Annotated in this window: 26 protein-coding genes and 1 pseudogene; 15 read left to right on the forward strand and 12 right to left on the reverse strand. The window is 70.4% G+C overall.

Annotation, left to right across the window (positions count from 1 at the left end; translation table 11 throughout):
• Nucleotides 1-6: 6 nt before the first annotated feature.
• The 4 genes from AC1P0E_RS18760 to AC1P0E_RS18775 all read left to right on the forward strand — a co-directional run bounded on the left by AC1P0E_RS18760 (nt 7) and on the right by AC1P0E_RS18775 (nt 2,847).
• Complete coding sequence (locus AC1P0E_RS18760) at nt 7-846, forward strand: thioesterase II family protein (RefSeq protein WP_482743307.1); 840 nt, start codon at nt 7-9, stop codon at nt 844-846.
• Nucleotides 846-1,049, forward strand: coding sequence for a hypothetical protein (locus AC1P0E_RS18765; protein WP_482743308.1), 204 nt, complete (start codon nt 846-848; stop codon nt 1,047-1,049). The genes AC1P0E_RS18760 and AC1P0E_RS18765 overlap by 1 nt, the downstream gene beginning before the upstream one ends.
• Nucleotides 1,046-1,561 (forward strand): cysteine dioxygenase, encoded by a 516-nt coding sequence (locus AC1P0E_RS18770; protein ID WP_482743309.1) that lies wholly within the window; start codon nt 1,046-1,048, stop codon nt 1,559-1,561. The genes AC1P0E_RS18765 and AC1P0E_RS18770 overlap by 4 nt, the downstream gene beginning before the upstream one ends.
• A gap of 740 nt (nt 1,562-2,301) precedes the next feature.
• A complete protein-coding gene (locus tag AC1P0E_RS18775) occupies nt 2,302-2,847 on the forward strand; it encodes a GNAT family N-acetyltransferase (protein WP_482743310.1) in 546 nt (181 codons plus the stop codon).
• A gap of 805 nt (nt 2,848-3,652) precedes the next feature.
• Here AC1P0E_RS18775 and AC1P0E_RS18780 read toward each other — a convergent pair.
• The gene (locus AC1P0E_RS18780) at nt 3,653-5,044 is read right to left on the reverse strand and encodes an NAD(P)/FAD-dependent oxidoreductase (RefSeq protein ID WP_482743311.1); all 1,392 of its coding nucleotides are present in this window, start codon (nt 5,042-5,044) and stop codon (nt 3,653-3,655) included.
• 106 nt (nt 5,045-5,150) lie between these two features.
• Here AC1P0E_RS18780 and AC1P0E_RS18785 point away from each other — a divergent pair, with 106 nt between their 5' ends.
• Complete coding sequence (locus AC1P0E_RS18785) at nt 5,151-6,074, forward strand: aminoglycoside phosphotransferase family protein (protein WP_482745803.1); 924 nt, start codon at nt 5,151-5,153, stop codon at nt 6,072-6,074.
• Complete coding sequence (locus tag AC1P0E_RS18790; protein ID WP_482743312.1) at nt 6,071-6,541, forward strand: GNAT family N-acetyltransferase; 471 nt, start codon at nt 6,071-6,073, stop codon at nt 6,539-6,541. The genes AC1P0E_RS18785 and AC1P0E_RS18790 overlap by 4 nt, the downstream gene beginning before the upstream one ends.
• A gap of 231 nt (nt 6,542-6,772) precedes the next feature.
• Here the strand turns inward: AC1P0E_RS18790 and AC1P0E_RS18795 are convergent, their stop codons facing one another.
• Entirely contained in the window at nt 6,773-7,783 is a 1,011-nt protein-coding gene (locus AC1P0E_RS18795) for a zinc-binding dehydrogenase (RefSeq protein WP_482743313.1), read from the reverse strand.
• A 130-nt stretch (nt 7,784-7,913) separates the two neighbouring features.
• Nucleotides 7,914-9,104 carry an FAD-dependent oxidoreductase gene (locus AC1P0E_RS18800; protein ID WP_482743314.1) on the reverse strand — a complete coding sequence of 397 codons (1,191 nt, stop codon included), beginning with the start codon at nt 9,102-9,104 and terminating at the stop codon, nt 7,914-7,916.
• Nucleotides 9,105-9,257: 153 nt separating this feature from the next.
• Here AC1P0E_RS18800 and AC1P0E_RS18805 point away from each other — a divergent pair, with 153 nt between their 5' ends.
• Nucleotides 9,258-9,959, forward strand: a complete 702-nt coding sequence (locus AC1P0E_RS18805) for a pentapeptide repeat-containing protein (protein ID WP_482743315.1) — start codon at nt 9,258-9,260, stop codon at nt 9,957-9,959.
• Nucleotides 9,960-10,030: 71 nt separating this feature from the next.
• Here the strand turns inward: AC1P0E_RS18805 and AC1P0E_RS18810 are convergent, their stop codons facing one another.
• The 3 genes from AC1P0E_RS18810 to AC1P0E_RS18820 all read right to left on the reverse strand — a co-directional run bounded on the left by AC1P0E_RS18810 (nt 10,031) and on the right by AC1P0E_RS18820 (nt 12,506).
• Nucleotides 10,031-10,534: a hypothetical protein gene (locus AC1P0E_RS18810; protein ID WP_482743316.1), complete on the reverse strand. Its 504-nt coding sequence runs from the start codon at nt 10,532-10,534 to the stop codon at nt 10,031-10,033.
• A gap of 158 nt (nt 10,535-10,692) precedes the next feature.
• Entirely contained in the window at nt 10,693-11,370 is a 678-nt protein-coding gene (locus tag AC1P0E_RS18815) for a response regulator (RefSeq protein ID WP_482743317.1), read from the reverse strand.
• Complete coding sequence (locus tag AC1P0E_RS18820; protein ID WP_482745804.1) at nt 11,367-12,506, reverse strand: sensor histidine kinase; 1,140 nt, start codon at nt 12,504-12,506, stop codon at nt 11,367-11,369. The genes AC1P0E_RS18815 and AC1P0E_RS18820 overlap by 4 nt, the downstream gene beginning before the upstream one ends.
• Nucleotides 12,507-12,873: 367 nt before the next feature.
• On the opposite strand from AC1P0E_RS18820, the gene AC1P0E_RS18825 reads away from it, so the two are divergent.
• The 5 genes from AC1P0E_RS18825 to AC1P0E_RS18845 all read left to right on the forward strand — a co-directional run bounded on the left by AC1P0E_RS18825 (nt 12,874) and on the right by AC1P0E_RS18845 (nt 17,962).
• A complete protein-coding gene (locus AC1P0E_RS18825) occupies nt 12,874-13,431 on the forward strand; it encodes a GlcG/HbpS family heme-binding protein (RefSeq protein WP_482743318.1) in 558 nt (185 codons plus the stop codon).
• 121 nt (nt 13,432-13,552) lie between these two features.
• Nucleotides 13,553-14,215, forward strand: coding sequence for an ankyrin repeat domain-containing protein (locus tag AC1P0E_RS18830; RefSeq protein WP_482743319.1), 663 nt, complete (start codon nt 13,553-13,555; stop codon nt 14,213-14,215).
• On the forward strand, nt 14,212-15,444 hold the full coding sequence (locus tag AC1P0E_RS18835; protein ID WP_482743320.1) for a YncE family protein: 1,233 nt from the start codon (nt 14,212-14,214) through the stop codon (nt 15,442-15,444). Before AC1P0E_RS18830 ends, AC1P0E_RS18835 begins: the two co-directional genes overlap by 4 nt.
• Before the next feature lie 43 nt (nt 15,445-15,487).
• Nucleotides 15,488-16,918 carry a M1 family metallopeptidase gene (locus AC1P0E_RS18840; protein WP_482743321.1) on the forward strand — a complete coding sequence of 477 codons (1,431 nt, stop codon included), beginning with the start codon at nt 15,488-15,490 and terminating at the stop codon, nt 16,916-16,918.
• Between the two features lie 723 nt (nt 16,919-17,641).
• The gene (locus tag AC1P0E_RS18845; protein WP_482743322.1) at nt 17,642-17,962 is read left to right on the forward strand and encodes a CPCC family cysteine-rich protein; all 321 of its coding nucleotides are present in this window, start codon (nt 17,642-17,644) and stop codon (nt 17,960-17,962) included.
• A 105-nt stretch (nt 17,963-18,067) separates the two neighbouring features.
• Here AC1P0E_RS18845 and AC1P0E_RS18850 read toward each other — a convergent pair whose 3' ends face one another.
• From AC1P0E_RS18850 to AC1P0E_RS18860, 3 genes and pseudogenes are all read right to left on the reverse strand, one after another.
• Complete coding sequence (locus tag AC1P0E_RS18850; RefSeq protein WP_482743323.1) at nt 18,068-18,268, reverse strand: zinc-binding dehydrogenase; 201 nt, start codon at nt 18,266-18,268, stop codon at nt 18,068-18,070.
• A gap of 79 nt (nt 18,269-18,347) precedes the next feature.
• Nucleotides 18,348-18,443, reverse strand: a pseudogene (locus tag AC1P0E_RS18855) (hypothetical protein); the annotation flags it as partial.
• A 947-nt stretch (nt 18,444-19,390) separates the two neighbouring features.
• Complete coding sequence (locus AC1P0E_RS18860) at nt 19,391-19,966, reverse strand: TerD family protein (protein ID WP_482743324.1); 576 nt, start codon at nt 19,964-19,966, stop codon at nt 19,391-19,393.
• Nucleotides 19,967-20,114: 148 nt separating this feature from the next.
• On the opposite strand from AC1P0E_RS18860, the gene arfB reads away from it, so the two are divergent.
• The gene (arfB, locus tag AC1P0E_RS18865) at nt 20,115-20,549 is read left to right on the forward strand and encodes an alternative ribosome rescue aminoacyl-tRNA hydrolase ArfB (RefSeq protein ID WP_482745805.1); all 435 of its coding nucleotides are present in this window, start codon (nt 20,115-20,117) and stop codon (nt 20,547-20,549) included.
• A 35-nt stretch (nt 20,550-20,584) separates the two neighbouring features.
• Here arfB and AC1P0E_RS18870 read toward each other — a convergent pair whose 3' ends face one another.
• Nucleotides 20,585-21,085, reverse strand: a complete 501-nt coding sequence (locus AC1P0E_RS18870) for a flavin reductase family protein (protein ID WP_482743325.1) — start codon at nt 21,083-21,085, stop codon at nt 20,585-20,587.
• A 361-nt stretch (nt 21,086-21,446) separates the two neighbouring features.
• On the opposite strand from AC1P0E_RS18870, the gene cdgB reads away from it, so the two are divergent.
• Nucleotides 21,447-23,123 carry a diguanylate cyclase CdgB gene (cdgB, locus tag AC1P0E_RS18875; RefSeq protein WP_482743326.1) on the forward strand — a complete coding sequence of 559 codons (1,677 nt, stop codon included), beginning with the start codon at nt 21,447-21,449 and terminating at the stop codon, nt 23,121-23,123.
• Between the two features lie 110 nt (nt 23,124-23,233).
• Nucleotides 23,234-24,250, forward strand: a complete 1,017-nt coding sequence (locus AC1P0E_RS18880) for a carbohydrate-binding protein (RefSeq protein WP_482743327.1) — start codon at nt 23,234-23,236, stop codon at nt 24,248-24,250.
• A 31-nt stretch (nt 24,251-24,281) separates the two neighbouring features.
• On the opposite strand, the gene AC1P0E_RS18885 is transcribed toward AC1P0E_RS18880, so the two are convergent.
• The gene (locus tag AC1P0E_RS18885; protein ID WP_482743328.1) at nt 24,282-25,133 is read right to left on the reverse strand and encodes a class II fructose-bisphosphate aldolase; all 852 of its coding nucleotides are present in this window, start codon (nt 25,131-25,133) and stop codon (nt 24,282-24,284) included.
• Between the two features lie 42 nt (nt 25,134-25,175).
• Entirely contained in the window at nt 25,176-26,102 is a 927-nt protein-coding gene (locus AC1P0E_RS18890; RefSeq protein ID WP_482743329.1) for a 1-phosphofructokinase family hexose kinase, read from the reverse strand.
• Nucleotides 26,103-26,222: the final 120 nt, after the last annotated feature.

Consider the following 26,222-nt stretch of genomic DNA (forward strand, 5'->3'; position numbering starts at 1 on the left):
CTCAAAGTGAACCTAATCGCAGCACCCCGCGCGACGCGTGCTCACGGCTGGATTGTGGGCGCGCGGCACCAGGCCGCACCGGCCATCCGTCTCTTCTGTCTCCCGTATGCCGGAGGCGGGGCCTCGACCTACGCCGCGTGGCCCGCCCTCTTCCCGGACGACGTCGAAGTCTGCCCCGTGGAACTGCCCGGCCGGCTGACCCGCTGGAGCGAGAACGCCTTCGAACGGGCGGAGCCGCTCGTCGAGGCGCTCGCCACCGCGCTGGCGGACGAGCTCGACATCCCCTACGCACTCTTCGGACACAGCATGGGCGCTCTTCTGGCGTTCGAACTGGCCCGGGAGCTGCGCAGGCGCGGCGCGGACCAGCCGCGCGTACTCTTCGTCTCCGGCGCCCCTGCACCTCAGCTCTCGCGTCGGATGCCGCAGATTCATGACCAGCCGGACGACGTCGTCGTGGCCAAGCTGCGTGACCTGGGCGCCGTTCCGGAAGACGTGTACGCGGAACCGGAGCTGCTCGAACTGCTCCTGCCGACGATCCGCGCGGACTTCTCGGTCGTCGAGACGTACGCACACCAGGCCGAGCCACCGCTCGGGTGCCCCGTCGTGGCCTTCGCCGGAACGGAGGACCAGGAGGTTCCGCCCGACCAAGTGGCTATCTGGCACGAACAGACGACGGGCGGCTTCGCCGATCACGTTCTGCCCGGGGACCACTTCTTCCTGCACAGCGAGCGGACCACGCTCCTGGACACGGTCCGCTCAACACTGATGGCCGCCGTCCGGCGGCCGTCAGCGGCCGCGGGGCGTCTGGCCGACCCGACGAACCGACCCGAACAAGAGGAGCAGTGATGGACACGACGGAGGCCTCCGGCCTGATGCTTCCCCGGTGCTGCGCTCACCTGATGTCCTGGGACGACTATCCACTCGCAGCCCGTACTCCCGCCGCTGCCGTACTCGCGGTACTTTCGGCCGTGGCCAGGCTCTCGGGGGCTGCGACAGCTTCCGAACCCGACGTCCTCTGGCTCTCCGAGACCCGGAAGGTCGCTTCGTGAGCGCCAGCGACCTGCAGATCGCCGGCGACATCCTTGAAGTTTCCCACCTATTGCCGTCTCCGCGGGAGCATCCGGTCACCGTCGCCGAGTTTGCCGGCCTGGCAGGCTCCATCGCGGCCGACCGCTCGCAGTGGGAGCACCTGGTGGAATATGACGCGACGACGCGCTGGTATCACCGGCTGCGCACCGGCCCAGGCTACGAGGCGTGGCTGCTGTCCTGGGTGCCGGGGCAAGGCAGCGGTCTGCACGACCACGGTCGCTCTTCCGGTCTGCTGACCGTCTTGGAGGGCATGCTGACCGAGCGGACCGGACGCGGCACGCGCGTGTTGGCGGCGGGAACACAGCGGGTGTTCGCGCCAGGGTATGTGCACGAGGTGGTGAACGACGCGCTGGAACCAGCCGCGAGTCTGCATGTCTACTCCCCGGGCCTCACCGAGATGCCCATGTACACCTCCGCCCACTGTGCTGCACTCATCGCGCCGCGCCCGGGACTACCTGACGCGCTGACGTAGCGGCGGTATTCGGTTCTTTCACGGTCTGAAGCGGGCTGTGCAGCCGACCCGCAGAAGCAATGGCGACAGCGGGGTGCGCGATAGATGTCGTGCACCCCGCAGGAGGCCTTGGAACCTTCGCCGAGTCGACCCGCGACGAGCCACACCCAGTCACATCCGCTCGGGCGTAGAGACATCGAGCAGGGCGCGTAAGCAGCACAGGCCACTCGGCTGATGTCCGTCGGCCGAGCCAGCCCCGGCAGCCTGTCCGGCTCCTCGCCGTCCCACAGAAGGACCCGGCAGCTGTCGTAGAAGCCGTTGGTGGAACCCATCGGCTGCTTCAGGTATCGGGCCCGCCGGAGTGGCTCGCTGCGCAGAGCGCTGGCGGGCTACTACCTGCGCGCACTTTACCGGCGTGCCAAGCAGGCGAGTCTCACGTCTGCGCTCGAGAAGAGACAGCTTGACGTCCTAAGGGCTCCCTTGCGTCCCACTCTCCCAAGAGCCGTGCCGGATTGTGTGCCCGCCTGCGCGTGGGTGTGTCACGTGTAAAACGCCGGTGGTCGTACGGCCGCTGGATACGCAGGTCGATGCCGAGGCTGGTGCTTCCAGGCTCGCGCGTATCAGTCGGCTTGCACTCCCGACTCGATGAGCTGGTCCAGCGCCACCGTCCATGCGCACGTGCCCGCCACCGGAAAATCTGGTGAGCTTATGGCTGCCCCGGTTAAGCTGCCGCTTCCCACAGGCCAGGGAGGATCTATACCATGAGCAGCACCAATTTGCCCTTTCCCGACCGGATTGAGCTCACAGGCGAAGGTCTCGTCCTGCGTGACTGGACAGAAGCAGACCTGGCCGCTATGCCGGACTTGTTCAACCATCCCGACATCGCGTATTGGACGCCGATGGTCTCACCCTTCGATGAAGCGGCCGCTCGCGCACGGCTGGACCGGGACCGGCGGCTGCGGGCGGAGGGCACGACCATCTTGCTCGCTATCACCGTTGACGGCTGCGCGCCGCTCGGAGAGGTGATGCTGCGGCGTGCCCTCGGAGGTACGGAGATCGGCTATGCGGTCGGCCCGGCGCACCGCGGGCAGGGGTTGGCTGTACGGGCCGTACAGGTGATGGCGGCATATGCCTTTGAGCAACTGGGCGCGGAACAAGTGATCCTGGAGTTGGAGGCCGAAAACGGCGCCAGCGTTGCCGTGGCCACCAAGGCGAGATTCAGCCTGCTCGAAGTGCCGCTGATCGAGGGGGAGGAGAAGGGACGGCCCTTTGCCCTCCAGACGTGGGGCCTGCTGCGCGCCTCGTAATGTTGTTCAGGGTGGTCATTCGCCGCGCTGGGGGGCGTCCGGTCTTGTTTGGGAGAGTGACTGTAGGTGCTGAGCACTGTGCTGGTAGCGGAAGTCCCCACACCAGCGTGGCACCACACGATTACGTGCTGCAGGACAGGCCGGGTGGCGAGGCGACGCGGGCCAGGGACATCGCGGCGGCTCTCGGGCTCAATGCGTCCGTGGCGGCGAAGGTCGAGGACCGCGTTGCTGTACATATGCGCGAGGTAATCGCACGACAATGCGGGTGAGTTGAAGTCAACGGCCGCAACCGCGCACACATGGGACAACAGGGCCTCCCGGGATGGTTCGGTTGGGTCCGCATCCCCGAACTACCAAGCGCCCCTGCCTTCATGCGCGTATCGCCGTAAGATCACCCGGCCAGGAACCCTGTTCGACAAGCACGTTCCACCGTCGGTTGAGAGACGGCTACTGAAATGAGCGGGATCGGCTGCAGAAGGAGTTGTAGAAGATCTACAACTCTCGTGGCACCCCTGCTTGTCGTCATCGGTGGCCCCTCCGGTGGCCAGCCGGTGGCCGGATGCCTTTGGACGACGTAACGTCAGACGGCACAGCTCAACCAGCTGCACGTGCTCTGACCGGGTGAAACGTCATCCGGCGGGCCCACCAGGCACCACGTAGCACGATCGCTCACGGTCTTGTAATGCGTAGGTCGTCGGTTCGAATCCGACAGGGGGCTCCATCAGGGAAAACACCCCGGACTTTGAAAGTCCGGGGTGTTTTGTTTCGCGAAGAGAGTCGCTCGTGCCGCTCGTGCGCCCGGTGATCAGTGGCGGCCCGAGATGCGGTCGGCGTAGCGGGCTACGGGGTCCGTTTCGGTTGTGCGGCCGGTTGCCTCGCGGCGGTCCGCGGAGCGGTAGGCGGCGTACATGGCCTGGACTCCGAGCCAGCGGAAGGGTTCCGGCTCCCACTTGCGGACCTTGTGGTTGACCCAGGGGAGGGTCGTGAGGTCGGTGGGGCCGCCCTGGCCCGAGTCCTGCTGGATCAGGTCGCGCAGGGTGCGGGCGGCGAGGTTCGTCGTGGCTACGCCGCTGCCTACGTAACCGCCCGCCCAGCCGATGCCGGTCGAGCGGTCGAGGGCGACCGTCGAGCACCAGTCGCGGGGTACGCCGAGTACGCCCGACCAGGCGTGGGCGATGGGGATGCCGGCGGCGGTGGGGAAGAAGCGGACGAGGATCTCGCGCAGTGCCTCGATGGTGGCGGGCTGGGTGCGGCCGTCGTTGTCGGTGCCTGAGGCGTAGCGGTACGGGACTCCGCGGCCGCCGAGCGCGATGCGGTCGTCCGCGGTGCGCTGGGCGTACATGTAGGCGTGGGCCATGTCGCCGAGGGTCTCGCGGCCGTCCCAGCCGATCGTTTCCCAGACGGACGGGGGGATGGGGTCCGTGACGATCATTGAGGAGTTCATCGGGAGCCAGGTGCGGCGCTGGCCCTTGAGGCCGGCCGTGAAGCCCTCGGTGCAGCGCAGGATGTACGGGGCGCGGACCGTGCCGTAGGGGGTCACGGCGTGCTTGGGCTTGATCTCCGTTACGGGGGTCGATTCGTGGATGGTTACGCCCAGGGACGCTACGGCCTCCGCCAGGCCCTTGAGGAGTTTCACCGGGTGCAGGCGCGCGCCGTGCGGGGACCAGGTGGAGCCGACCGCTCCCGTCACGCGGATGCGTTCGGCGGTCTCGCGGGCTCCGTGGAGGGTGCGTTCCTTCTCGCCGAAGGCGATCTCGGCGGCGTGGAAGTGCTTGAGGCGGGCGAGCTGGGCCGGGGTGTAGGCGACTTCCAGTACGCCGCCGTGGTGGATGTCGGCGTCGATGTTCTCGGCGGCGGCGGTGTTGATCACCTCGGTGACCGTGTCGTTCATTGCTTGCTGGAGGCGGACGGCCGCGTCGTGGCCGTGGAGCTTGGCGTAGCGGTCGCGGCCCGCGATGCCGTTGTAGAGCCAGCCGCCGTTGCGACCGGAGGCGCCGTAACCGCAGAACTTGGCTTCCAGGACGGTGATGTTGAGGAAGGGGACGGCCTTCTTGAGGTAGTACGCCGTCCAGAGGCCGGTGTAGCCGCCGCCGACGATGCAGACGTCGGCCGTCGTGTCGCCGGGCAGGGGCTCGCGGGGGTCGGGTATGCCTTCGTTCGCGTACCAGTAGGAGATGCCGCCGTTGACGGTGCTCATGATCCTGTTGCCCCTGCGTTCGTTTTGTTTGTAGCGCTGCTGCTCAGTGGTGGTGGCGCGGAACGCTAGCGGGCGGGAGTGGGGTGCGGCAACGCCCGGTCGTAGGATCCGGGGCGTGATCGTGATTCCGGAAGCTCTGGCCGTGACGCAGGTGGAGGTCAATGGTGACGCGGGGCGGGAGTGGATCGCCGCGCTGCCGGGGGAGGCGGCGGCGTACCTGGAGCGTTGGGGGCTTCGGCTCACCGGCCCTTCGATGCACGGTGCCGTCTCGCTCGTGCTGCCGGTGGAGCGGGCCGACGGGACGCCGGCTGCTCTGAAGCTGCAGTTGCTGGACGAGGAGAGTGCGGGCGAGGCCGCGGCGCTGCGGGCGTGGGACGGGGACGGCGTCGTGCGGCTGCTGGAGCACGACGAGGTGAGCGGCGCGATGCTGCTGGAGCGGCTGGACGCCGGCCGGCATCTGTCGGTGGTGCCGGACACCATGGCGGCGGTGCGGGTGCTCGCGGAACTGCTGGTGCGGCTGAACGCGGTGGCCGCGCCCGAGGGCGTACGCCGCCTCGGGGACATCGCGGGGGCGATGCTCGACGACGTACCGCATGCGCTGAAGACGCTGGCGGACCCGGCGGAACGGCGGCTTCTGGAGCGGTGCGCGGGGGCGGTGCGGGAGGTCGCGGGGGAGCCGGGCGGGCAGCTGCTGCACTGGGATCTGCATTACGAGAACGTGCTGGCGCCACTGGCGGGGTCCGGGCGCGGTGAGCCTTGGGTGGTGATCGATCCGAAGCCGCTGGCGGGTGATCCGGGGTTCGAGCTGCTGCCGGCGTTGGTCAACCGGTTCGAGGCCGGTCAAGTGCTGCCGCGCTTCGACCTGATGACGGAGGTACTGGGGCTGGAGAGGGGGCGGGCGCGGGCTTGGACGCTCGGGCGCGTGCTTCAGAACTGCCTTTGGGATCTGGAGGACGAGGAGGAAGGGGAGGGGGAGTTGTCGGGGGAGCAGGTGGCGGTCGCGCGGGCGTTGCTTACGCTGCGGGGATGATTCGAAACGCCACACCTGCTGATGTTCCGGTTGTCCACGAGATGGTCCGCGAGCTCGCGGAGTACGAGAAGGCGCTGCACGAGGCGCGTGCGAGTGAGGAGCAGCTGCGGGAGGCGCTCTTCGGGGAGCGGCCTGCGGCGTACGCGCATATCGCGGAGACGGAGGAGGGGGAGGTTGCCGGCTTCGCGCTGTGGTTCTTGAACTTTTCCACGTGGCGCGGGGTGCACGGGATCTACCTGGAGGACTTGTACGTGCGGCCCTCACAGCGCGGGGGTGGGCACGGGAAGGCGCTGCTGGCTTCTTTGGCGCGGATCTGTGTTGAGCGGGGGTACGAGCGGCTTGAGTGGTCCGTCCTGGACTGGAACGAGCCGTCGATCAACTTTTACCGGGCGCTGGGGGCGGAGCCGCAGGACGAGTGGACGGTGTACCGGCTGACGGATGGCGCGCTTGCGGAGTTGGGGGGTTAGTCGGGTGGGCCGGGGGGCGAGTGCGGTGTGAGTGCGGGAGCGGTTGCGGTTGCCTGCGGCGCTTTCCCCTGCCCGCCTGTCCAGCTCGAGGACCCGCACCCTGCTCGACGCCGGGCACTTCGAGCTGGAGAGGCAGGCGCGGCGAGGAAATCTCCATACTGGTAAGGGACTTCCTGCGGGAAGAGGTGACGGCGGCCCGACCCCTGTGCGGGCCGCCGCCCGTCGGGGGTTTTACGGTACGAGGACGACCTTGCCCATCGTGCCGCGCGTCTCCAGGGCCCGGTGGGCCGCCGCCGCCTCCGCGAGCGGGAAGCGCTGGACCGCAGGGACGAGGCGCCCGGCCGCCGCCTCCGCCAGGGCGCGGTTCTCCAGAGTGCGTAGGGGGTTGTCGCCGCCGGCCTTCGCCATCATCGCCGGGCCGAGTACGCCCTCGGAGGTGATGCCGCGCTCGGCGAGCTCCTCGTCGGTGAAGGTGAGCGGGGAGCCGTCGTGCAGGCCGTCCGACGACCAGCCGAAGACGACGTGCTTTCCGCCTCTGGCGAGGAGGTCGACGGCGGCGCGGGCGGTGTCCCCGCCGACCGAGTCGAAGACGACGGTGGCTCTGCGGTCGCGGCCGTCCAGGTACGCGCGTACTCGCTCCGGCCAGTCGGGCTGCTTGTAGTCGACGGCCAGGTCGGCGCCGTTCTCCTGTACGCGGGCGACCTTGGCGGGGCCGCCGGCCAGGCCGATGACGGTGCCGCCGGCGTTCTTCACGTACTGGACGAGGAGCGTGCCGATGCCGCCGGCGGCCGCCGGGACGATGGCGACGGTGTCGGCGGTTACGTCGGTGAACTGGACGATGCCCATGGTGGTGCGGCCGGTGCCGATCATGGCGACGGCCTGGGCCTCGTCGAGGCCCGCCGGGATCTCCTGGAGGCGCTCGGCGTCGGTGACTGCCAGCTCGGCGTAACCGCCCGGGTTCATGCCGAGGTGGACGACGACGCGCTTGCCGAGCCACGACGGGTCGGTGCCCTCGCCGAGCGACTCGACCGTACCGGCGACCTCGCGGCCGGGGACGGTGGGGAGCTCGACGGGGGCGGGGAAGGGGCCGGGCATGCCCTCGCGCAGGGCGGTGTCGAGGAGGTGCACGCCGGCCGCCGCGACGGCGATACGGACCTGGCCGGGGCCGGGGGTGGGATCTTCGGTCTTCTCGTACGTGAGGTTCCCGGCGGGGCCGTAGGCGTGAAGGCGGACTGCGTGCATGGCGGGCTCCTCGGGGGTGCAGGGTTCAGGGTTCCGGGCTCGAGGCTGGGCTGCGCTGGGCTGGGGCTCTGGTGTGTCCGGTGGGGCGGAGAGCCGGACCGGCCTCGTGCGGCAGGGCCAGCCTCCGGCCTCAAGCGCGGTTGAGGTCAAGCCCGTCGCGGCCCGTGATCCTGCCGGGGCCGCCCCGCAGCGCCAGAGTGGCCGCCTCCAGGCCGCTGTTGAAGGCCACCTCGGCCAGTAGTCCCGGCGCCGCCACCTGGTCGCCCGCGAGGAACACGCCGTCGCCCCGGTTGATGGCGGGGCGGTCCCGCCAGGTGGTGCCGGGCCGGTCGAGTGCGCCCGTACGGCCTGCGGCGATGGCCTCGCGCCGCCAGGTGACTCGCTCGCGCCAGCCGGGGAAACCGAGGTCGAGCAGGCGCTCGGCGCGAGCGATGCCGTCCGCCCTGGACTCGCCGGGAGCGATCGGGAACTGGCTCTGGAGGAGCTGTTCGCCGGCCGGGGCGAGCGTGGGGTCCTGGGCGGTGAACCGTTCGATCCAGCCCGGCGCCTCCAGGTCGGAGACGACGAACGGGTCGCCCCTGCGGGTCCTGACGGTCAGATCGAAGAGCGCCGTACGCCCGCTGTCCCAGGTCAAGTTGGTGTCGCCGAGGAGCCGCCGGGCTGCTTCCAGGGAGGTCGCGACGATCACCGGGCCGCCGTTCTCGGGAAGGGTGGTGACGCGCTCCGTCATCGCGATCCGTACGCCGAGGTTCCAGGCCCTCGCGGCCATCCGGTCGACGACCGAGGCCCAGCCGCCGCGCGGGTAGTGCGCCTCGGGCGGAAGTTTCACGACGCGCCGCAGCCGCTCCTGCACGAAGGGGGCGGAGAGGGAGCCGGGGTCGTGGTGGAAGAGGGCGACCGCGGTGAAGTTCGCCGCCGCGCGCGCCCCGGACTCGCCCACCTCGCCGGTGGCCCAGGTCAGGAAGTCGGAGTCCACGGGGGCCTTCGCGGTCGAGCGCAGGCCGAGCTTCACCATCGCGAGCGGCGGGGTACGCCGCAGGGCGCCGCCCCGGTGGAAGCGGAAGCGGGCACCTTCGAGCGGTGGCACGGCTGCGATCGGGCCGAGCAGGTCGCGCTGCTTGAGCCAGGCCCAGAGCGGGCCGCCGTTGTAGAGGGCGTGGGGGCCCTCATTGGTCTTGTACGGTCCCTCGGCGGTGCGGGCCCGTCCGCCGAGGGTGTGGTGGGCCTCGTACAGGGTCACCCCGGCGCCCGATTCGGCCGCCGTGATGGCTGCGGTGAGGCCGGCGACGCCGCCGCCGATGACAGTGATGTGGTGCCGCATCTTTCCGGTCTCCTTGCCGTCGTTCGGTCGCTCTCACGGGTGGTGACGGACGGCGGGGGCGCGGATGTGACATCGGGGCCGGGCGGCGGGGCCGGGCGGCGGGGCGGGAAGAACCGCCGGGGAATTGTCAGTGGCGTGGTCCAGCATGGGTGGATGGCACGGAACGCGAACACCCCGAGCACGAAGAAGTCCCAGGTCGTACGCCCCGTACGGCGCCCCGAGGTGCGGCTGCCGCCGCTCGCGCCGTTCGGGCCCGGTGAGCTGGAGTCCGAGGGGGACTACGACGGCCTGGAGTTCCGTGAGCTGGACCTGACGGCCCAGGACGGGCGCGGGGCCCGCTTCATGGACTGCGGTCTGTACGGCGTCGCGCTCGACGAGACCGGGCTGAGCCGGGCGCGCATCATCGACTCGGTGCTGGACGGGGTGCGGGGCGTGGGCACCGACCTGGCCGAGGCGTCACTGCGCGACGTGGAGGTGATCGACGCCCGGCTCGGCGGGGTCCAGTTGCACGCGTCGTCGCTGGAGCGGGTGCTGGTGCGGGGCGGGAAGATCGACTACCTGAATATGCGCAGGGCGCGCCTGAAGGACGTTGTCTTCGAAGGGTGCGTGCTGGTCGAGCCGGACTTCGGCGGGGCGCGCCTGGAGCGGGTGGAGTTCCGCGACTGTGTGCTGCGGCGGGCGGACTTCAGCGCGGCCACGATGGCCGACGTCGATCTGCGTACGGTCGCGGAGCTGGACATCGCGCGGGGCGTGGACCGGCTGTCGGGTTCGGTGATCAGCCCGTCCCAACTCTTGGAGCTGGCACCGGCGTTCGCGGCGCAGATCGGGGTGCGGGTGGAGAACGCCGGGGAGTAGGGGCGTACGTCCGCCAGCACGTCCGCCAGCACGTCCGTCGGTGCGTTCGCCGGTGCGTTCGTTCGTACGGACTAGGAGGGCAAGCGGGGGAAGCGGGCCTGGAGGTCCCAGACGGCCGGGTTGTCGGCGAGGCCGTCGTGCATGTCGGTGAGGTCCGCGATCAGATCGTGCAGGAAGTCGCGGGCCTCGCGGCGCAGCAGCCGGTGGCTGAAGGTGATCGGGGGCTCCTCGACCGGCATCCAGTCGGCCGCGATGTCGACCCAGCCGAAGCGACGCTCGAAAAGCATCCGGTCCGTCGACTCGGTGAAGTCCAGCTCGGCGAACTGCGGCTTGGCGGAGCGGCTGCCGCGCGGGTCCTGGTCGAGCAGCTCGACGATGTCGCACAGCGCCCATGCGAAGTCGAGTACGGGAACCCATCCCCAGGCTGTGGAAACTTCCCGGTCCGCCTTGGTGTCGGCGAGATAGACGTCACCGCAGAAGAGGTCGTGCCGCAGGTCGCGGACGCCGACGCGCCGGTAGTCGGTCTGCGGAGGGTCCGGGAAGCGGCGGGAGAGGGAGTAGCCGATGTCGAGCACGTGGTCGATGGTGTCACGTCCACCGGATGGACCTGCCCCGACCGGCTCCGGCCTGCGGAAACGTTATCGCTCACACGTTCGGGTGAACGGTTTCAGGTTCTGGGAGCGTGTCGGAGATCACCGGTCAGGTGACCCCGCAGGGCCGGAACCGGCCGCCGCTACGGCAGCAGGCGCTGTTCCTTCGCCACCGCCACCGCGCCCGATCTCGTGTCCACGCCCAGCTTGGCGTAGATGCGGCCCAGGTGGGTCTTGACGGTCGCCTCGCTGATGAACAGCGCGCGGGCGATCTCCCGGTTGCCCAGGCCGTGCGCCAGCTGCCCCAGGATGTCCCGCTCCCGTTCCGTCAGGGTCGGGCGGGCCGCGCCGCGCATGCGGTCCATGACGCGGCTGGCGACCGGCGGGGAGAGCGTGGTGCGGCCCTGGGCGGCCGAGCGGATCGCGGTGAAGAGTTCCTCCGGGCGCTCGGCCTTGAGCAGGTAGCCCGTCGCGCCCGCCTCGATCGCCCGCGTGATGTCGGCGTCCGTGTCGTACGTGGTGAGGACGAGGACGTGGACCCCGGTCGGGGCGATGCGGCGGGTGGCCTCGACGCCGTCGATGCCCGTACCCAGCTGGAGGTCCATCAGCACCACGTCCGGCGTCAGCTTGGCGGCCAGCGCCACCGCCTCCTCGCCGCTGCCGGCCTCCCCGACCACCTCGATGTCGGGTTCGCTGCCCAGTAGGGCGAGCAGTCCGGCGCGTACGACCACGTGGTCGTCGCAGAGGAGGATGCGTACGGGATTGGCCTGGTTCACCGGGTTCACCGGGTTCACCGGGTTCAGCGGGTTCACCGGGTTCATGGCTGGGGCTCCAGGGGGATCGCGGCGGAGAGCACGGTGCCCTCGCCGGGGGCCGACTCGATCGTCAGGGTGCCGCCGAGCTGGCGCACGCGGGCGCGCATCGCGGGCAGACCGTGGCCGCGTACGCCGGGAAAGGCGGACGGAATCTGCGGCGCAAAGCCTGTCCCGTCGTCGGCGATGTCCAGGACCACCTGGTCGCCCAGGTAGGTCAGCGTCAGCGCCGCCGTCTGCGCGTTCGCGTGTTCGCGTACGTTCGCCAGCGCGCCCTGCGCGATCCGCAGCAGCGCCGACTGCACCCGGTCCGGCAGACCGGCGACCGGCGCCCCGTCCACCCGGAACGCCGCCGACTCCCGGGCGGCGAGCATCCGCAGCGCCTCCTCCAGGCTGCCGCCCTCCGCCAGGTCGGCGGGGGCCAGGTCGTGGACGAAGCGGCGCGCCTCGGCGAGGTTGCGCTCCGCGATGGACTCGGCCGTACGGACATGACGGCGGGCGGTCTCCGGGTCCGCGTCCCACTGCCGGTCCGCCGCCTGGAGCAGCATCTGCTGGCTGGACAGGCCTTGCGCGAGGGTGTCGTGGATCTCCATGGAGAGGCGCTGGCGCTCGGCGAGCGTGCCCTCGCGCCGCTCGGTCGCGGCCAGTTCGCGGCGCGTACGGATCAGGTCGTCGATGAGCGCGCGCTGGCGGGCCGCCTGCCGCTGCATGTAGAGGAAGACGGCGGTCGCGACCGCCGCCACCGCGGGTGGAGCCAGCACCAGGTTCGGGTCGAAGCCGCCGTGGGCGAGCTGCAGCTGCGCGGCGACGACGAACGCGGTGAGCACGCCGACGAGGAGGAGGGCGGCGCGGGAGGGGAGCGTACGCAGCCCGGTGTAGAAGAGCGGCACCGCGCACCAGGCGAAGCTCGGCGCCAGGACCACGAGGACCATCCAGACGGCGACGACCCCGCCCAGCCACACCAGCCGGCGGGGCGCGGGCCGGGCGGCTCCGGGGGCGGTGGGGCCGAGGACCGGGCCGAGTACGTACAACAGCGCCAGCGTGATGCTCAGCGCGGTGATCCAGGGGGTGCGGGGTTCGCCGGGGTGCCGCAGCAGGAAGCGGGTGAACGAGGCACCGAGCAGCAGGAAGAACGCCACGTGCATCACGGGGGCGAGCCAGCGGGCGTCGGGGTCGGGCTGCTGGGGCTGTTCGTCGGGCCGGGGCGGGGGCGTGGGCGGGTGCGGTGTGTGCTCCCGCTCCTGTTCATGCTCCTGGTCCTGGTCCTGGTGCACCGTTCGCTCCTCGCTGACCTGCGGCTACGTCCCCATGGTGACCCGGTGGGACCAGACCCGCATCAACCGATCGGCTGACGGGAAGGTCGGCCGTCCCGCACGACGTATGGAGCCGGTACGCCGACCGTACGGGCCCGGAAGCGGCCCGAGGATCGATAGCAGAGCCGAGTGGGGCGGAAGAAGGTCCCACTGCGGTGCCACTGCGGTCCCACCCGAAACTTTCCACAGGAGTCCCGTCATGAAGAAGCTTTCGCTGCGCACCCGTGTCCTGACCGGCGCCGTCGCCGCTGCCGCCCTCAGCGCCGGCACCTTCGGCGCGATGTCCGCCAACGCAACCGAGCCCGCCGCCGCCGCTCCGGCCGCCGTCACGGCCGACACTGCGAACAAGAACCTCCAGCAGTCCACCCACCTGACCATCGACGCCGCCACCGAGGCCGCGCAGGCGGTCCTGGACGCCGCCGAGGACGAGAACCAGCGCGTCACCGTCGCCGTCGTCGACCGCAACGGCAACACCGTCGTCACGCTGCGCGGCGACGGCGCGGGCCCGCAGTCGTACGAGTCCGCCGAGCGCAAGGCGTACACCGCCGTCTCCTGGAACGCGCCCACTTCCGAACTGGCCAAGCGCCTCGCCCAGGCACCGAACCTGAAGGACATCCCCGGCACGCTGTTCCTCGCGGGCGGCGCTCCGGTGCAGGCCAAGGGTGCCCCGATCGCGGGCATCGGTGTGGCCGGCGCTCCGAGCGGCGACCTGGACGAGAAGTTCGCGAAGGCGGGCGTGGCTGCGCTGGGCAAGTAAGCAGCGTCCTGACGCCGTATCACTCGGCGTGCACTCGCGCACTCGCGCACTCGCGCACTCAGGCACTCACGCACGCGGGTGCGAGCGCACGCACGTCCGAACGCATGAAAAGGACCTCCACATGAACCTGACCCATGCCGAGCACCGGCTCCTCGTCGCTGCCGCCCGCGGGGACGCGGCCGGTGTCCGGGCCGCCATCGACGAGGGCGCCCGCGTCGAGAGCCGCGACGAGGATCTGCGTACTGCGCTGCTGCTCGCCTCGCTCGGCAGCCATGTGGAGGCCGCCACGCTGCTGGTCGCGGCCGGGGCGGACCCCAATGCGCAGGACCTGCGTGAGGACAGTGCCTGGCTGGTCACGGGTGTGACCGGCAGCGTGCTGATGATGCGGGCGCTGCTGCCCGCCCGGCCCGACCTGAAGCTGCGCAATCGTTTCGGCGGGATCTCCCTGATCCCGGCGTGCGAGCGCGGCCATGTCGAGTACGTACGGGCGCTGCTGCGGGAGACGGACATCGGCGCCGATGTCGACCACGTCAACCGGCTGGGCTGGACGGCTCTGCTGGAGGCCGTGATCCTGGGCGACGGCGGCCGCGCCCACCAGGAGATCGTAGAACTCCTCCTCGGGGCGGGCGCGACCCCGGACCTCCCCGACGCCGACGGGGTTACTCCGCTGGCCCACGCGGAACGCCGGGGCTTCGCCGCGATGGCGACACTGCTGCGGGCGGCGGTGGGGGACCGAACCGGGCGCCCCGGCCGCACTGGTCGCCGCCACGGGGGCACGAAGTGAAGCCCCGAGCAGCCGCCGCGCTCGCCGTGGCGGGGCTCGCGGTCGTCCCGCTGCTCGGCGGGTGCGGGTGGGGCGGCGCCTCCGAGGCCGGGCCGGAACGGCCCCGGGGTGGCGCTGCTGCCGCTTCTGCGACGCCATCCGCAGCCTCAGCAGCACCCCCGACGGGGTCCGGCCCGCCTCCGGGGCCCGCCACCCGTACCCTCACTCTCCTCGTCGCCGACTTCGGCAGCGACACCGTCACCTTCGTCGACGCCGGGTCCGGAGCACCGGGACCAGGCGGGCCGGGCCCCGCCGCCTCCGTCGAGGTCGGCACCGCGCCGTACGGGCTGGTCGTCGGGGCCGACGGGCGGGCCTGGGTCGCGACGGCCGAAGGCGTCGCCGTCGTGGACACGCGCACCCGCGAGAGCCTCGGCCGCATCCCGTACCGGACCGGTGCGGGCCCCGCGACCCACGGCGAGTACCGCGGCGGCGGCATGGGCATAGCCCTCGCACCAGACGGCAAGCACGTGTACGTGGGCGTCAACGTGCCGGGGCAGAAAGGTGTGTTGGAGGTCATGGACACGGCCACCCGCGAAGTCACCGACACCGTCCCGGTCGGCATGCGCCCCTTCGACGTGGACGTATCGCCGGACGGCAAAGAGGTGTACGCCACCGGCCACGACTCCTTCGACGTGACGGCGGTGCGTACGGGCGCGGGCGCGGGCACGGACGCGGACGCGGACTTCCTTGTCGGCCCCCGCCGCATGGAGGTCGCCCCGTACGGCACAGAAGGCGGGCTCGGCTCCTGGCTCAAGCCGCACTACGCCGTCGTACGCCCCGACGGAAAGCTTCTGCTGCCCTTCGAGGGCGAGCGGCTCGCCGTACTCGACCCGCGAACCGGCGCCGTAGACGTCGAGCGCATGACGGCCGACACCCACCAGCACGGCGCCACACTCACTCGCGACGGCACCCTGCTCGTCGTCGGCACGGGTCCCATCGGCGCGGACGGCGACGATCCCTCCCTCACCATCCGCGCCAAGGACGGCACGGAACGCGTCGTTCCGATCGAAGGTCCGCACGAGGACGTCGCCGCGTCACCCGACGGCCGTACGGCGTACGTCACCGGCGGCTTCACCCGGGAGGGCTCCTGGGACGGCATCACCGTCGTCGACCTCGACAGCGGCCATACGCGCAGGCTGCCCGCCGGGGCACGCCCGCTGGGCATAGCGGTGCTGGACGTACGGGGCTGACGCGTCCGGGTGGGCGGTGCATTCCGCGCATAGGATCATCTGTGTGGATGAATGGACTCGCGTACGACGCACAGCTCCCGCCGCCGCCGTCGCCGCTGCCGCCCTGCTCGCGGTCACGTCGTGCACAAGCCTCGGCGGCATCGGCGGGGTCAGCGGCGCACCGGGCGCCTCGGGCGTACGCGACCCGTACTTCCCCCGGCTCGGCAACGGCGGCTACGACGTCCAGCACTACGCCCTGACCCTCGACTACACCCCGGAAGCCGGCAGCGGCGGGAGCGCCGGCCCCCCGGGCCGGCTGACCGGTACCGCCGAGATCACCGCCCGCGCCACCCAGGACCTGAGCGCCTTCAATCTCGACCTGCACGGCCTGGACGTCTCGTCCGCGACCGTGGAGGGAGCGGAGGCCGCCGTCAGCCGCGCGGGCAACGAACTGACGCTGCGCCCCGATGCCGACCTGACCGAGGGCGAGACCTTCACCACCGTCGTCCGTTACTCCGGCAACCCGGCCACCATCACAGACGCCGGCGACTCGGAGGAGGGCTGGCTTACGACGGTGGACGGCGCGGTCGCGCTCGGCCAGCCGAGCGGTTCGATGGCGTGGTTCCCCGGGAACAACCACCCGAGCGACAAGGCGTCGTACGACATCACGATCACCGTCCCCAAAGGGCTGAAGGCCATCTCCAACGGCGAGTTGCAGAGCGAGCGCACCCGGGGCGGCCGCACGACATTCGCTTGGCACAGCGGCGAGCCGATGGCCAGTTACCTGGCCACCGTCGCCATCGGGGTGTACGGGACGAAGACTTCGCGCACACCGTCGGGCGTGCCCGTCTACACGGCGGTGGACCCGGCGGTCGCGAAGAGCAGCGCCAAGGTCCTGGCGACGATCCCCGACGTCATGGAGTGGGGCGTCAAGAACTTCGGCCCGTACCCCTTCTCCTCCACAGGTGCGATCGTCGAGCGCGGCAACGACTCCAAGTACGCCCTTGAGACCCAGACCAAGCCGGTGTTTCCCGGCGCGCCCAACCAGCCGCTGCTCGTCCACGAACTCGCGCACCAGTGGTTCGGCGATTCGGTCTCGCCCGAGACGTGGCGGGACATGTGGCTCAATGAGGGGTTCGCGACGTACGCGGAATGGCTGTGGGCGGAGGACTTCGAGCACATCCCCGCAGACGTCAGCTTCGACCGGGCTTTCGGCGTGAAGGCCAACTGGGCGTTCCCGCCCGCCAAGCCGCCCACGGCGGCGGAGATCTCGGACGAACCTGTCTACGGGCGCGGCGCGATGGTGATTCACAAGGTCCGTGAAGCGGTGGGCGACGACGTTTTCTTCGACATCGTGCGGGGTTGGACCGCCGCCCACCGCCACGGCAATGCGTCGACGGACGACTTCACGGCGTACGTCGAGAAGGAGTCCGGCAAGGACCTGACGAACCTGTGGGACACCTGGCTCTTCGGCCAGGACAAGCCATCCAGGTGACGCTGCTGAGGCTGTCGGGGGGCGGGGGGCCGGGGGAAAAAGACAACCACTGGTTGCGTCTGGGGGTTTCGGGCCGTCCCGAGCGCTCGAGTGTCGGTGGGCCGGGGCGGCGCGTCAAGGGCGCTCCCTGCGGTCGCGTCGCCTGCGGCGATTTCGCTTCGCTCCACCCTTGACCCGCCGCCCCGTCCCACCGCTAACGCTCAACAGGGGACGGCCCAAGAAAAAACGCCCTGCACGACAACTGGGATATGGGCGCGGGTGGGCTCGGTGGCTTGCGGGTTGGTGGGTGGGGCGCGGTCGGTCTAGGGGGCGGCTCGGCCCCAGTCTCGGCGGGTGCGGGAACGGCCGTTGGTTCACCATCCCCAAACCAGACGCACACGGGCACCCACGCCGGTGGACGGCCGACCGTCCGGGTCGACCTGCGGACTGATGTCTGCGCGGGTGGGGCGCGAAGTTGAATGGGGCGACTCGGCGGGTTCGGCGTCCACCCCGGCCGGTGGTCGGTCGAGCGACAAGCACGTGGTCGGGCTTGGTGGGTGGAAGGGCACCCAGGAGCGAGTAGTCCTGTCGATGGTCCGGCCGGATGGGACGAACCACGCAGAAGACGAGATCGGGCGACCGATCATGCCCACTTTGTGCGCATTGAAAGGGGGGCGGTCGCGTCATGTGCCGGGTTGGGCTCTTGCCTTGTGGATCATTTGGGAGAGCGCAACGATGGCGGCCATGACTTCCGATAAACCGCCCAACATTTCGTCGGTTGACACCGCAAGCGGCCCGGTTGCGTGCCCGTGCTGTTTCCAGCGGACGTTGCAGGAGCGGGCCAACTTCGAGATCTGTCCAGAGTGCGGCTGGGAGGACGATGGGCAGGACGAGGCAGACGCACACTTCGTGCGGGGTGGGCCCAACGGCCGGCTGAGTCTGACGCAGGCCCGCCTGGACTACCTGGAAGACGTAGCCGAGGAACGTGATGAGTCCATCGCACGCGGTGGTGAAGGGCTGTGGCAGTCGGAAGCGCGGCGCCAGATCCCAGACCTGGCTGAATAGGGCAGCGTCCGGCAGCTCTCGCTTCAGTGGAAGCAGAGCTCACACCGGCCCCGCGATCCGCGAGCACCTGCGTAGACGCAGTCCCAGGTATTGGGGGAGGGGCCGTCACACGGTGATGACGACCTTCGAGCGCGCGTGCTCCACTTCGACGTATCGAATGGCCTCCGGTACCTCGCTCAGCGAATAGGTCCGGTCAATGGCCCGGGCGAGCTTCCCGGACTCGGCGAGTTCCCTCAACGCCGACAGGTTCTCCATGCTCGGCGTCGCCGTGAGTACGAGCAACCGATGGCGTACGAAACGTGACATCGCTTGTTTTTGGATGAGACCCATCGGCCCGACAAGACTCGGGCAACGAACGGTTCCCCACCAGGTCGAACACGACGTCGTAGTGCCGCCCGTTCTGGATGAAGTCCTCCCGGGTGTAGTCGATGACGTGTTCCGCGCCCGTCGACCGGACCAGTCCGTGCGGGCATCGGGCCAAGTCCCTAGATGACGCGGCAATTTCCCGCAGGCGGCGACGATCTGCCTCGTGAGTCTGACGGAAGCCTTGGGAGCCCGCCTATGGGGATGTCGGAACGCGACGAACCGCACACTTGATGGTTCCCAACGCTCCTCCAGTCCCACTCGTCTCAGCTGTTTCACTTCCGGTCGTCATGGGAGCGTTTCGGCCCGCGTCGGTCACGCGGACGACCGCCTGAAGTGACTGGTGTGAGTGGTGTGGCTGGCGGGTTGGGTTGCGTGCTCGGTGGCTCACCACGCACGAAGCCCAGCAACGTGCTTGTGGCCTGGCCGACCACCGGTGGGGGTGGACGCCGAGCCGGCCCGAGTCGCCCCATTCAACTGTCGCGTCCCACCCGCAGGCGGGACGGTCCGCAGGTCGATCCTCTTGGTGGGCCGCCTACCGGCGTGGGTGCGTGTGTGCGTCCGGAATGGGGGTGGTGCACCAGCGGCCGTTCCCGCAGCCGCCGAGCCAGGGGCCGAGCCGCCCCCTAGAGCTCATGCGCCCCACCTACACACCCGTCGCCCGGCAGCGGTGAGTGACCACTTGCCGGAGTTTCCCCGTGGGCTCCCCCCGGGGGCCGCCCCCCTTAAGCATTGCGGCGGAGGTTCGGCGGTCAAGGGTGGAGCGGAGCGGAATCGCCGTAGGCGACGCGACGTAGGAGCGCCCTTGAGGGGCGGGCCTCCGACGCCACCCTCACCAAAGGCGGCCCCCACACCAGACGCAATCGACGTTACGGGCCCGCCGAAGCCCCCCGGCCCACCGCCCCCGGTCGCCCATGATGGTCAACCAATACCGCTGAAACGCAGCAGGCGGCAGGCAGCAGGCGGCAGGCAGCAGGCAAAGGCAACAGGGCCCCGGCCGTAGCCAGAGCCCTGTTGCCTGTTGCCTTTGCGTTTTGCCTTTTTGTCTTCTCGCCTTGTTCAGGCCTAGACGTTGACGCCGAAGTCCGAAGCGATGCCCGTCAGGCCGGCCGCGTAGCCCTGGCCGACTGCGCGGAACTTCCACTCCGCGCCGTTGCGGTAGAGCTCACCGAAGACCATCGCGGTCTCGGTGGCGGCGTCCTCGCTCAGGTCGTAGCGGGCGATCTCGGCGCCACCGGCCTGGTTGACGATGCGGATGTACGCGTTGCGCACCTGGCCGAAGTTCTGGCTCCGCGTCACCGCGTCGTAGATCGAGACCGGGAACACGATCTTGTCGACGTCGGCCGGCAGGCCCGCCAGGTTGACGTTGATCGCCTCGTCGTCGCCCGCGCCCTCGCCACTGCGGTTGTCACCGGTGTGGACGATGGTCTGGTCCGGCGTCGACTTGTTGTTGAAGAAGACGAAGTGCCCGTCGGAGTAGACCTTGCCGGTCGGGTTGACCGCGATCGCGGACGCGTCGAGGTCGAAGTCCGTACCGGTGGTCGTACGGACGTCCCAGCCGAGGCCCACCGTGACGGCGGTCAGGCCCGGGGCCTCCTTGGTGAGCGAGACGTTGCCGCCCTTGGACAGACTTACAGCCATCGGGATGTCCTCTTCCTTGAAGTCGTGCGGGCCGGTCGGACCCGTGAGGTCCGAAGCTACCCTCACCCGCTCTAACGTCGACAGGCCGCCGCAAGGTTCCAGGTCTCCACGGAAAAGTGGGTGACGCAATGCCCGCGAACACGGGATCATAGGACGCATGTCCGGGCCTCATGTCATTCGCGGTGCTGTCTCCCTCCCGGAGGCAGAGCTCATGTGGCGTTTCTCCAGGTCCTCCGGACCCGGCGGTCAGCACGTCAACACCACCGATTCCCAGGTGGAACTCCGCTTCGACCTCGCCAAGACCGAAGCGCTCCCTCCCGTCTGGAAGGAGCGCGCACTGGAGCGGCTCGCCTCCCGGCTCGTGGGCGGCGTCATCTCCGTACGGTCGTCCGAGCACCGCTCCCAGTGGCGCAACCGTGAGACCGCACTCGTCCGCATGGCGGCCCTGCTCGCCGAGGCGACCGCCCCGCCGCCCAAGCCGCGCAGAGCCAAGAAGATCCCCCGTGGCATCAACGAGCGCCGCCTGCGCAACAAGAAGGCGCGCAGTGAAACCAAGCGCGGCCGTTCGGGCGGCTGGGACTAGACCACAGGCACCCATCCACTGGCCCCCCACCGCCACTAGCCCAAGTGCCGGTACCGGCCCATGAAGTACGCCAGCGGTCCGCCGTCCGCGCTCGGCAGGCCCACCTCCAGTACCCGGCCGATCACCAGCGTGTGGTCCCCCGCCTCCACCCGCTGCTCGGTCCTGCACTCCACCACTGCCAGCGCGCCGCCGATCAGCGGGGCCCCCGATGCCGTACCGCGCGTATAAGGGATGTCCTCGAACAGCAGGCGGTCGCTGAGCCGGCCCTTCATCGCGAACCGTCCCGCGATGTGCCGCTGGCTCTCCGACAGGAGCGAGACCGCCCACAGCGGCTGCTCGGCCAGCAGGTCGTCCATGCGTGAGCCGTTCCGTACGCTCACCATCACCAGCGGCGGGTCCAGCGACACCGACATGAAGGCCGTCGCCGTCATGCCGACGTCCTCACCGCGCGCACCACTGTCCGGGTCGTGCGCGGTCACCAGGGTCACGCCCGCCGTGAATCGGGACATCGCGGCCCGGAACTCTTCGTTGCTCACCCCCTCAGGATGGGGGATCGACGGGGCAGAGGGCTGGGGTGAGTGAGTCGTCTGGAACACACAGGGAACGCTATGCCCGGGGCTCCCGCCGTCACCATCGGGCATTGGGACCAGTACGCTCCCCTCCCGGTCCTAGGACCGGGAGGACCGGGAGTGTTTGCGTTCAAGAAAGCTATGGAGCGCTCCCACGGTCCCCATGCGGCCGTTCATCCCCTGACGTGACTTGAGTCACAGAGCCCAGTATTTGCTGACCCTGTGTACCGGGTGGGCAGCTCGCTGTGATTCAGTGACCGTGATACTGCAACAAAGTGCGGCGATGAGAATCCTGGAGTTGCTGTCGAGGTCTCGGGGAGAGCGAACAATGGAGGCCGAGTCCGAGCCGTACGTCCGCCTGGCGACGCTGCGGCAGCTGCACCAGGTGGTCGCCGACCTCAATCGGGCCACCAGCCTGGCTGACACCCTTCAGGCCGTCGCCGACGGAGTCGTCGCGGGCCTCGGGTACGAGCTGGCCTGCGTAAACCTCGTCCAGCCCGACGGTGACCTCGTCATCGCCGCCTTCGCCGGCAACGCGGCGGCCGAAGCCCTGATCACCGGCCGCGTCGGCTCGCGCGCCTCCTGGGAGCGCCGCCTGTCCATGGGCGAGGCCTGGGGCGACCTGCACTTCATCCCGCACACCGAGGGCTGGGTCCTCCTCGACGACGACGTACCGCAGTGGCACACCGAAGGCCCCGAGCCGCGCTTCGCCGACGAGTGGCACCCGCACGACCGCCTCTACGCCCCCATGTACGCGTCGGGCGGCGGCCAGGAGCTCCTCGGCGTCATTTCCGTCGACCGCCCGCGCAACGGCAGGCACCCCGGCGCCTGGGGTCAGGAGGCGCTCCAGATGTACGCGTCCCAGGCGGCCATTGCGATCAGTAACGCCCGGCTTCGCGCAAACATGCAGCGCGCCCTCGTCCGGCTGGAGCGCGAGCAGCAGGCCCTGCGCGCCAGTGAGGAATCCTTCCGCCAGGCGTTCGAGTACGCCCCGAGCGGCATGGCCATCGCCGAAATGGGCGGCGACCAGCACGGCCGGCTGCTGCGGACGAACGACGCGCTGTGCCGGCTTCTCGGCCGCCCCGCTTCCGCGATGCGCCGTTACTCGTTCGCCGACCTCGTCCACCCCGAGGACATCGGCACGCTTCTGCGGACCTCCGCCGAAGGCGGCCGGGCCGAGCTGCGGCTGGGGCGGCGCGACGGGACGTACATCTGGGTGTCCCTCCGTAACTCCGTCGTCGCCGACACCACCGACGGGCCGCGTTTCCTCCTCACCCACGTCGAGGACATCGAGGAGCGCAAGCGCCACGAGCTGCACCTCGCCCACCGCGCCTCGCACGACTCCCTCACCGGCCTGCCCAACAGTGCCGAGCTGCGCTCCCGCCTCGCCGCCCGGCTGTGCCGCCGCCCGCACTCCGTGCGCGCCACGGCGGTGGAGGCCCTGGACGCGGCGTACGGCGAACCTGCCGCGCCGGGAACGGTCGTGCCCGAGCACGGCTTCGACTACAACCCGCACACGGACGCGGGCTCCTTCGACCACCACGTCCACATGGTCGCGCCCACCTCGGACGCCGACGGGGGCGGAAGTGCCGGCGCCGACGACGGGACGAAGGGGCTCGCCGTCCTCTTCTGCGACCTGGACGGCTTCAAGTCGATCAACGACCGCTTCGGGCACCACACCGGCGACGCAGTCCTGATCGAGGTCGCGCGCCGCCTGACGACGTGCGTACGGGACGGAGATACGGTCGCCCGGCTCGGAGGTGACGAATTCGTCGTTCTCGCCGACGGTCTCGGCAGCGCGGACGCCGCCGACCTCGCCGTACGCTTGCGAAACGCCATCATTCCGCCGATCCGGGTCGACGGCAGGGCGGTCCGGGTCGGAGCGAGCTTCGGCATCGGCTGGGCGAGCTGCGGGATGTCGGCGGACGAGGTGTTGCAGTCCGCTGACCAGCGGATGTACGTGGAGAAACGCTCTCGCGCCAAGGTTCACAGGCGAGCGGGCTGACCGACCCCCCATTACCGCACTGTGGTCCACGTCAAACCTTCGGGTTGCCCGTTCGGGGTAGGCTCGCCCGGTCGGCGACGGCTGGCGAACATGGTGAGGAGTGACCAGGGATGACTGCCGCGAACAACGGCACGAGCACGCCTGAGGACGACGATCCGTTCGGCTACCTCTACGAGGACGGACAGGCGGCGGGCGCTGTCTCGCCCCGCTCGGGCAGCTACGGCTACCCGGGCCCGGCCGCGCAGCCCGGGGTGCCCAGAACGTCGTACAACCAGGTGCGTACGGTCGGCGAGCGGCAGTACGGGCAGCAGCAGCATGGCCAGTATCAGCAGCAGTACGGCCAGCAGGTGCCCCCGCAGCAGGCGTACGGCCAGCACGGTCAGCAGAACTACAGCCAGCCCAACGCCCACTACGCGGCCCCGGAGACGCAGCCCGGCGGCGCTCCGACCCGCCCGGTGCCGCACGCGGGCGGCGGCGGTGGCGGCCACAGCGGCGGGCCAAACACCAAGGGCCTGCTGATCGGCGCGCTGGCGGTCGTCGCGATCGTCGTCATAGGCATCGGCATCGCCCTGATGACCAGCGGCGACAAGGACGACAAGGGCATCCAGGCCGGTGACACGGGCGGCGGGGACTCGTCGGCGAGCGACACGGTCAAGCCGAGCGAGGACCCGAAGGACAAGGACAAGTCCGAGAAGCCGGCCGCCGAGCTGCCCAAGAAGGACGCGGCGCTGCTCCAGCTCTCCCCCGGTCTCTCCTCGGACACGACGATCCCCGGCGCGCGGTCGTCGAGCGGGGCGTACGTCCCGCTGAATACGCCGGGCGCCTCGGCGACCTGGACGGTGAAGGTGCCGAAGGCCGGGGCGTACACGCTGTCGATCGACTACGGCGTGCCCGGCAAGGACGCGAAGACCTCGCTGACCGTCAACGGGAAGCCGCACGGCGGCGGCCTCAACATGAAGAACTTCGCCAATGCCGAGGAAGGCGCCTGGGACAAGGGCTGGACCAACACCTTCGCCTGGGTCAACCTCACCGAGGGCGAGAACACCTTCGTGGTCTCCTGCGGCGAGGGCGACCAGTGCGAGGCGAACCTCGACCGGCTGGAGCTCAAGGCCGGGCACGTCAAGTGACCTCCCTGCACTAGGGGGCATCGGCCCTGCATCAGCCCTGCATCAGCCCCAGGAAGTGCGCCACCGTCCCGGTCATCGCCTCGCGAGCCGGGACGATGTACTTCCTGGGGTCGACCGTCGTCGGGTTCGCGGCCAGGTACGCACGTACCGCGCCCGTGAAAGCCGTGTTCAGGGCCGTGCCCACGTTGATCTTGACCATGCCCGCCGCGACCGCCCGCCGGATCTCCTCGTCCGGTACGCCCGACGAGCCGTGCAGCACCAGCGGCACCGGTACGGCGTCGCGCAGGGCCGCGATCAGGTCGTGGTCCAGGGCCGCCGTGCGGTCCGTCATCGCGTGGGACGAGCCGACGGCGACGGCCAGGGCGTCCACGCCCGTGTCGGCCACATAGGCCGCCGCCTCCGCCGGGTCCGTGCGTACGCCGGGTGCGTGGGCGTCGAGCGGGGGCTCGCCCTCCTTGCCGCCGACCTTGCCCAGCTCCGCCTCGATCCAGATGCCGCGCTCGTGGCCCCAGCGGACCGCTTCCGCCGTGGCCTTCACGTTGTCGCCGTACGACAGCTTCGAGGCGTCGAACATCGCCGAGCTGAAGCCCGCCGGGTGCGCCGCGCGCAGCACCTCGACCGACTCGACGTGGTCGAGGTGGAGGGAGAGCGGGACGGAGGACGCTCGCGCTACCGCCGTCGCCGCCGCCGCGATGGCGGTGAGGTCGCCGCCGTGGAACTTCACCGCGTTCTCGGAGATCTGGAGTACGGCCGGTGCGCCCGCCCGCTCCGCGCCGGCCGCGATCGCCTCCGCGTGCTCCAGCGTGATGACGTTGAAGGCGGCCACGCCGTGGCCCGATTTCCGGGCTGCGGTGACGAGTTCGCCGGTGCTGACGAGTGGCATGCGATCCCCTGGTGCTGGTGACGGGAGTGCTCGGTTGCTCGGTTACGCCGCCTTGGCGTGCGTGGTGACTTCGACCTGCGGGAGAAGGTCCTCGTAAGTCCGTACGTCGAACTCGCCCGCCGCCGGGGCCAGTACCGTCGCCGCCGACAGCGCCACCGCCCGCGCCAGCCGCTGCGGCCACGGGAGCCCCTCGACCAGCCCCGAGAGCAGCCCGGCCACCGCCGAGTCGCCCGCGCCCGTCGGGTTGCCCTTCACGCGGGCGGGCGGGGCCGCCTGCCACAGGCCCTCCGGGCCCGCGGCGAGCACGCCGTCCGGGCCGAGCGAGGCGACCACGGTGTGCGCGCCCCGGCGGCGGGCGTCGTGGGCGGCGCGCAGGGGGTCGCGGGAGCCGGTGAGCTGCGCGAGTTCGTCGGCGTTCGGCTTGACCAGGTCGGGGCGGGCGGCGATGCCCCGGCGCAGTGGTTCGCCGCTGGTGTCGAGGAGCACGGGGACGCCGGCGGTGCGGGCGCGGCGGATCAGATCGGCGTACGCGCCGACATGGATGCCGGGGGGCAGGCTGCCACAGAGGGCCACCGCCCGGGCCCCGCGCAGGAGTTCGGCGTACGAGGAGAGGAAGGTGGCCCACTCCTCGGGGGTGACTGTCGGTCCCGGCTCGTTGAGCTGGGTCGTGTCGCCGGTGGTGGCGTCCACGACGGCGATGGTGCGGCGGGTGCTGCCGGTGACGGGGACGAGCGCGTCGACGGGGGCGAGGGGCGCGAGCAGGTCGCGGAGTACGCCGCCGGAGGGGCCGCCCGCGAAGCCGGTCACGACCGTGTCGTGGCCCAGGGCGGCCAGTACGCGGGCGACGTTGAGGCCCTTGCCGCCGGGGCGTTCGGTCACGTCGGTCACCCGGTGCGAGGCGTGCGGGGTGAGGGCCGGGACGCGGTAGGTGATGTCGAGCGCGGTGTTCAGCGTGACCGTCAGGATCACCCGCGTCACCCCCGTAGAAAGCGCTCACTCTCCCACTCTGTCGGGGCGATCATGCCAAAGAAATGGCGGTTGGCCCAGAGTTCCGGGCCAACCGCCGCGTGCTGCTTTCGCGTGGACTGA

The organism is Streptomyces sp. TRD_SC_5, from assembly GCF_056836825.1.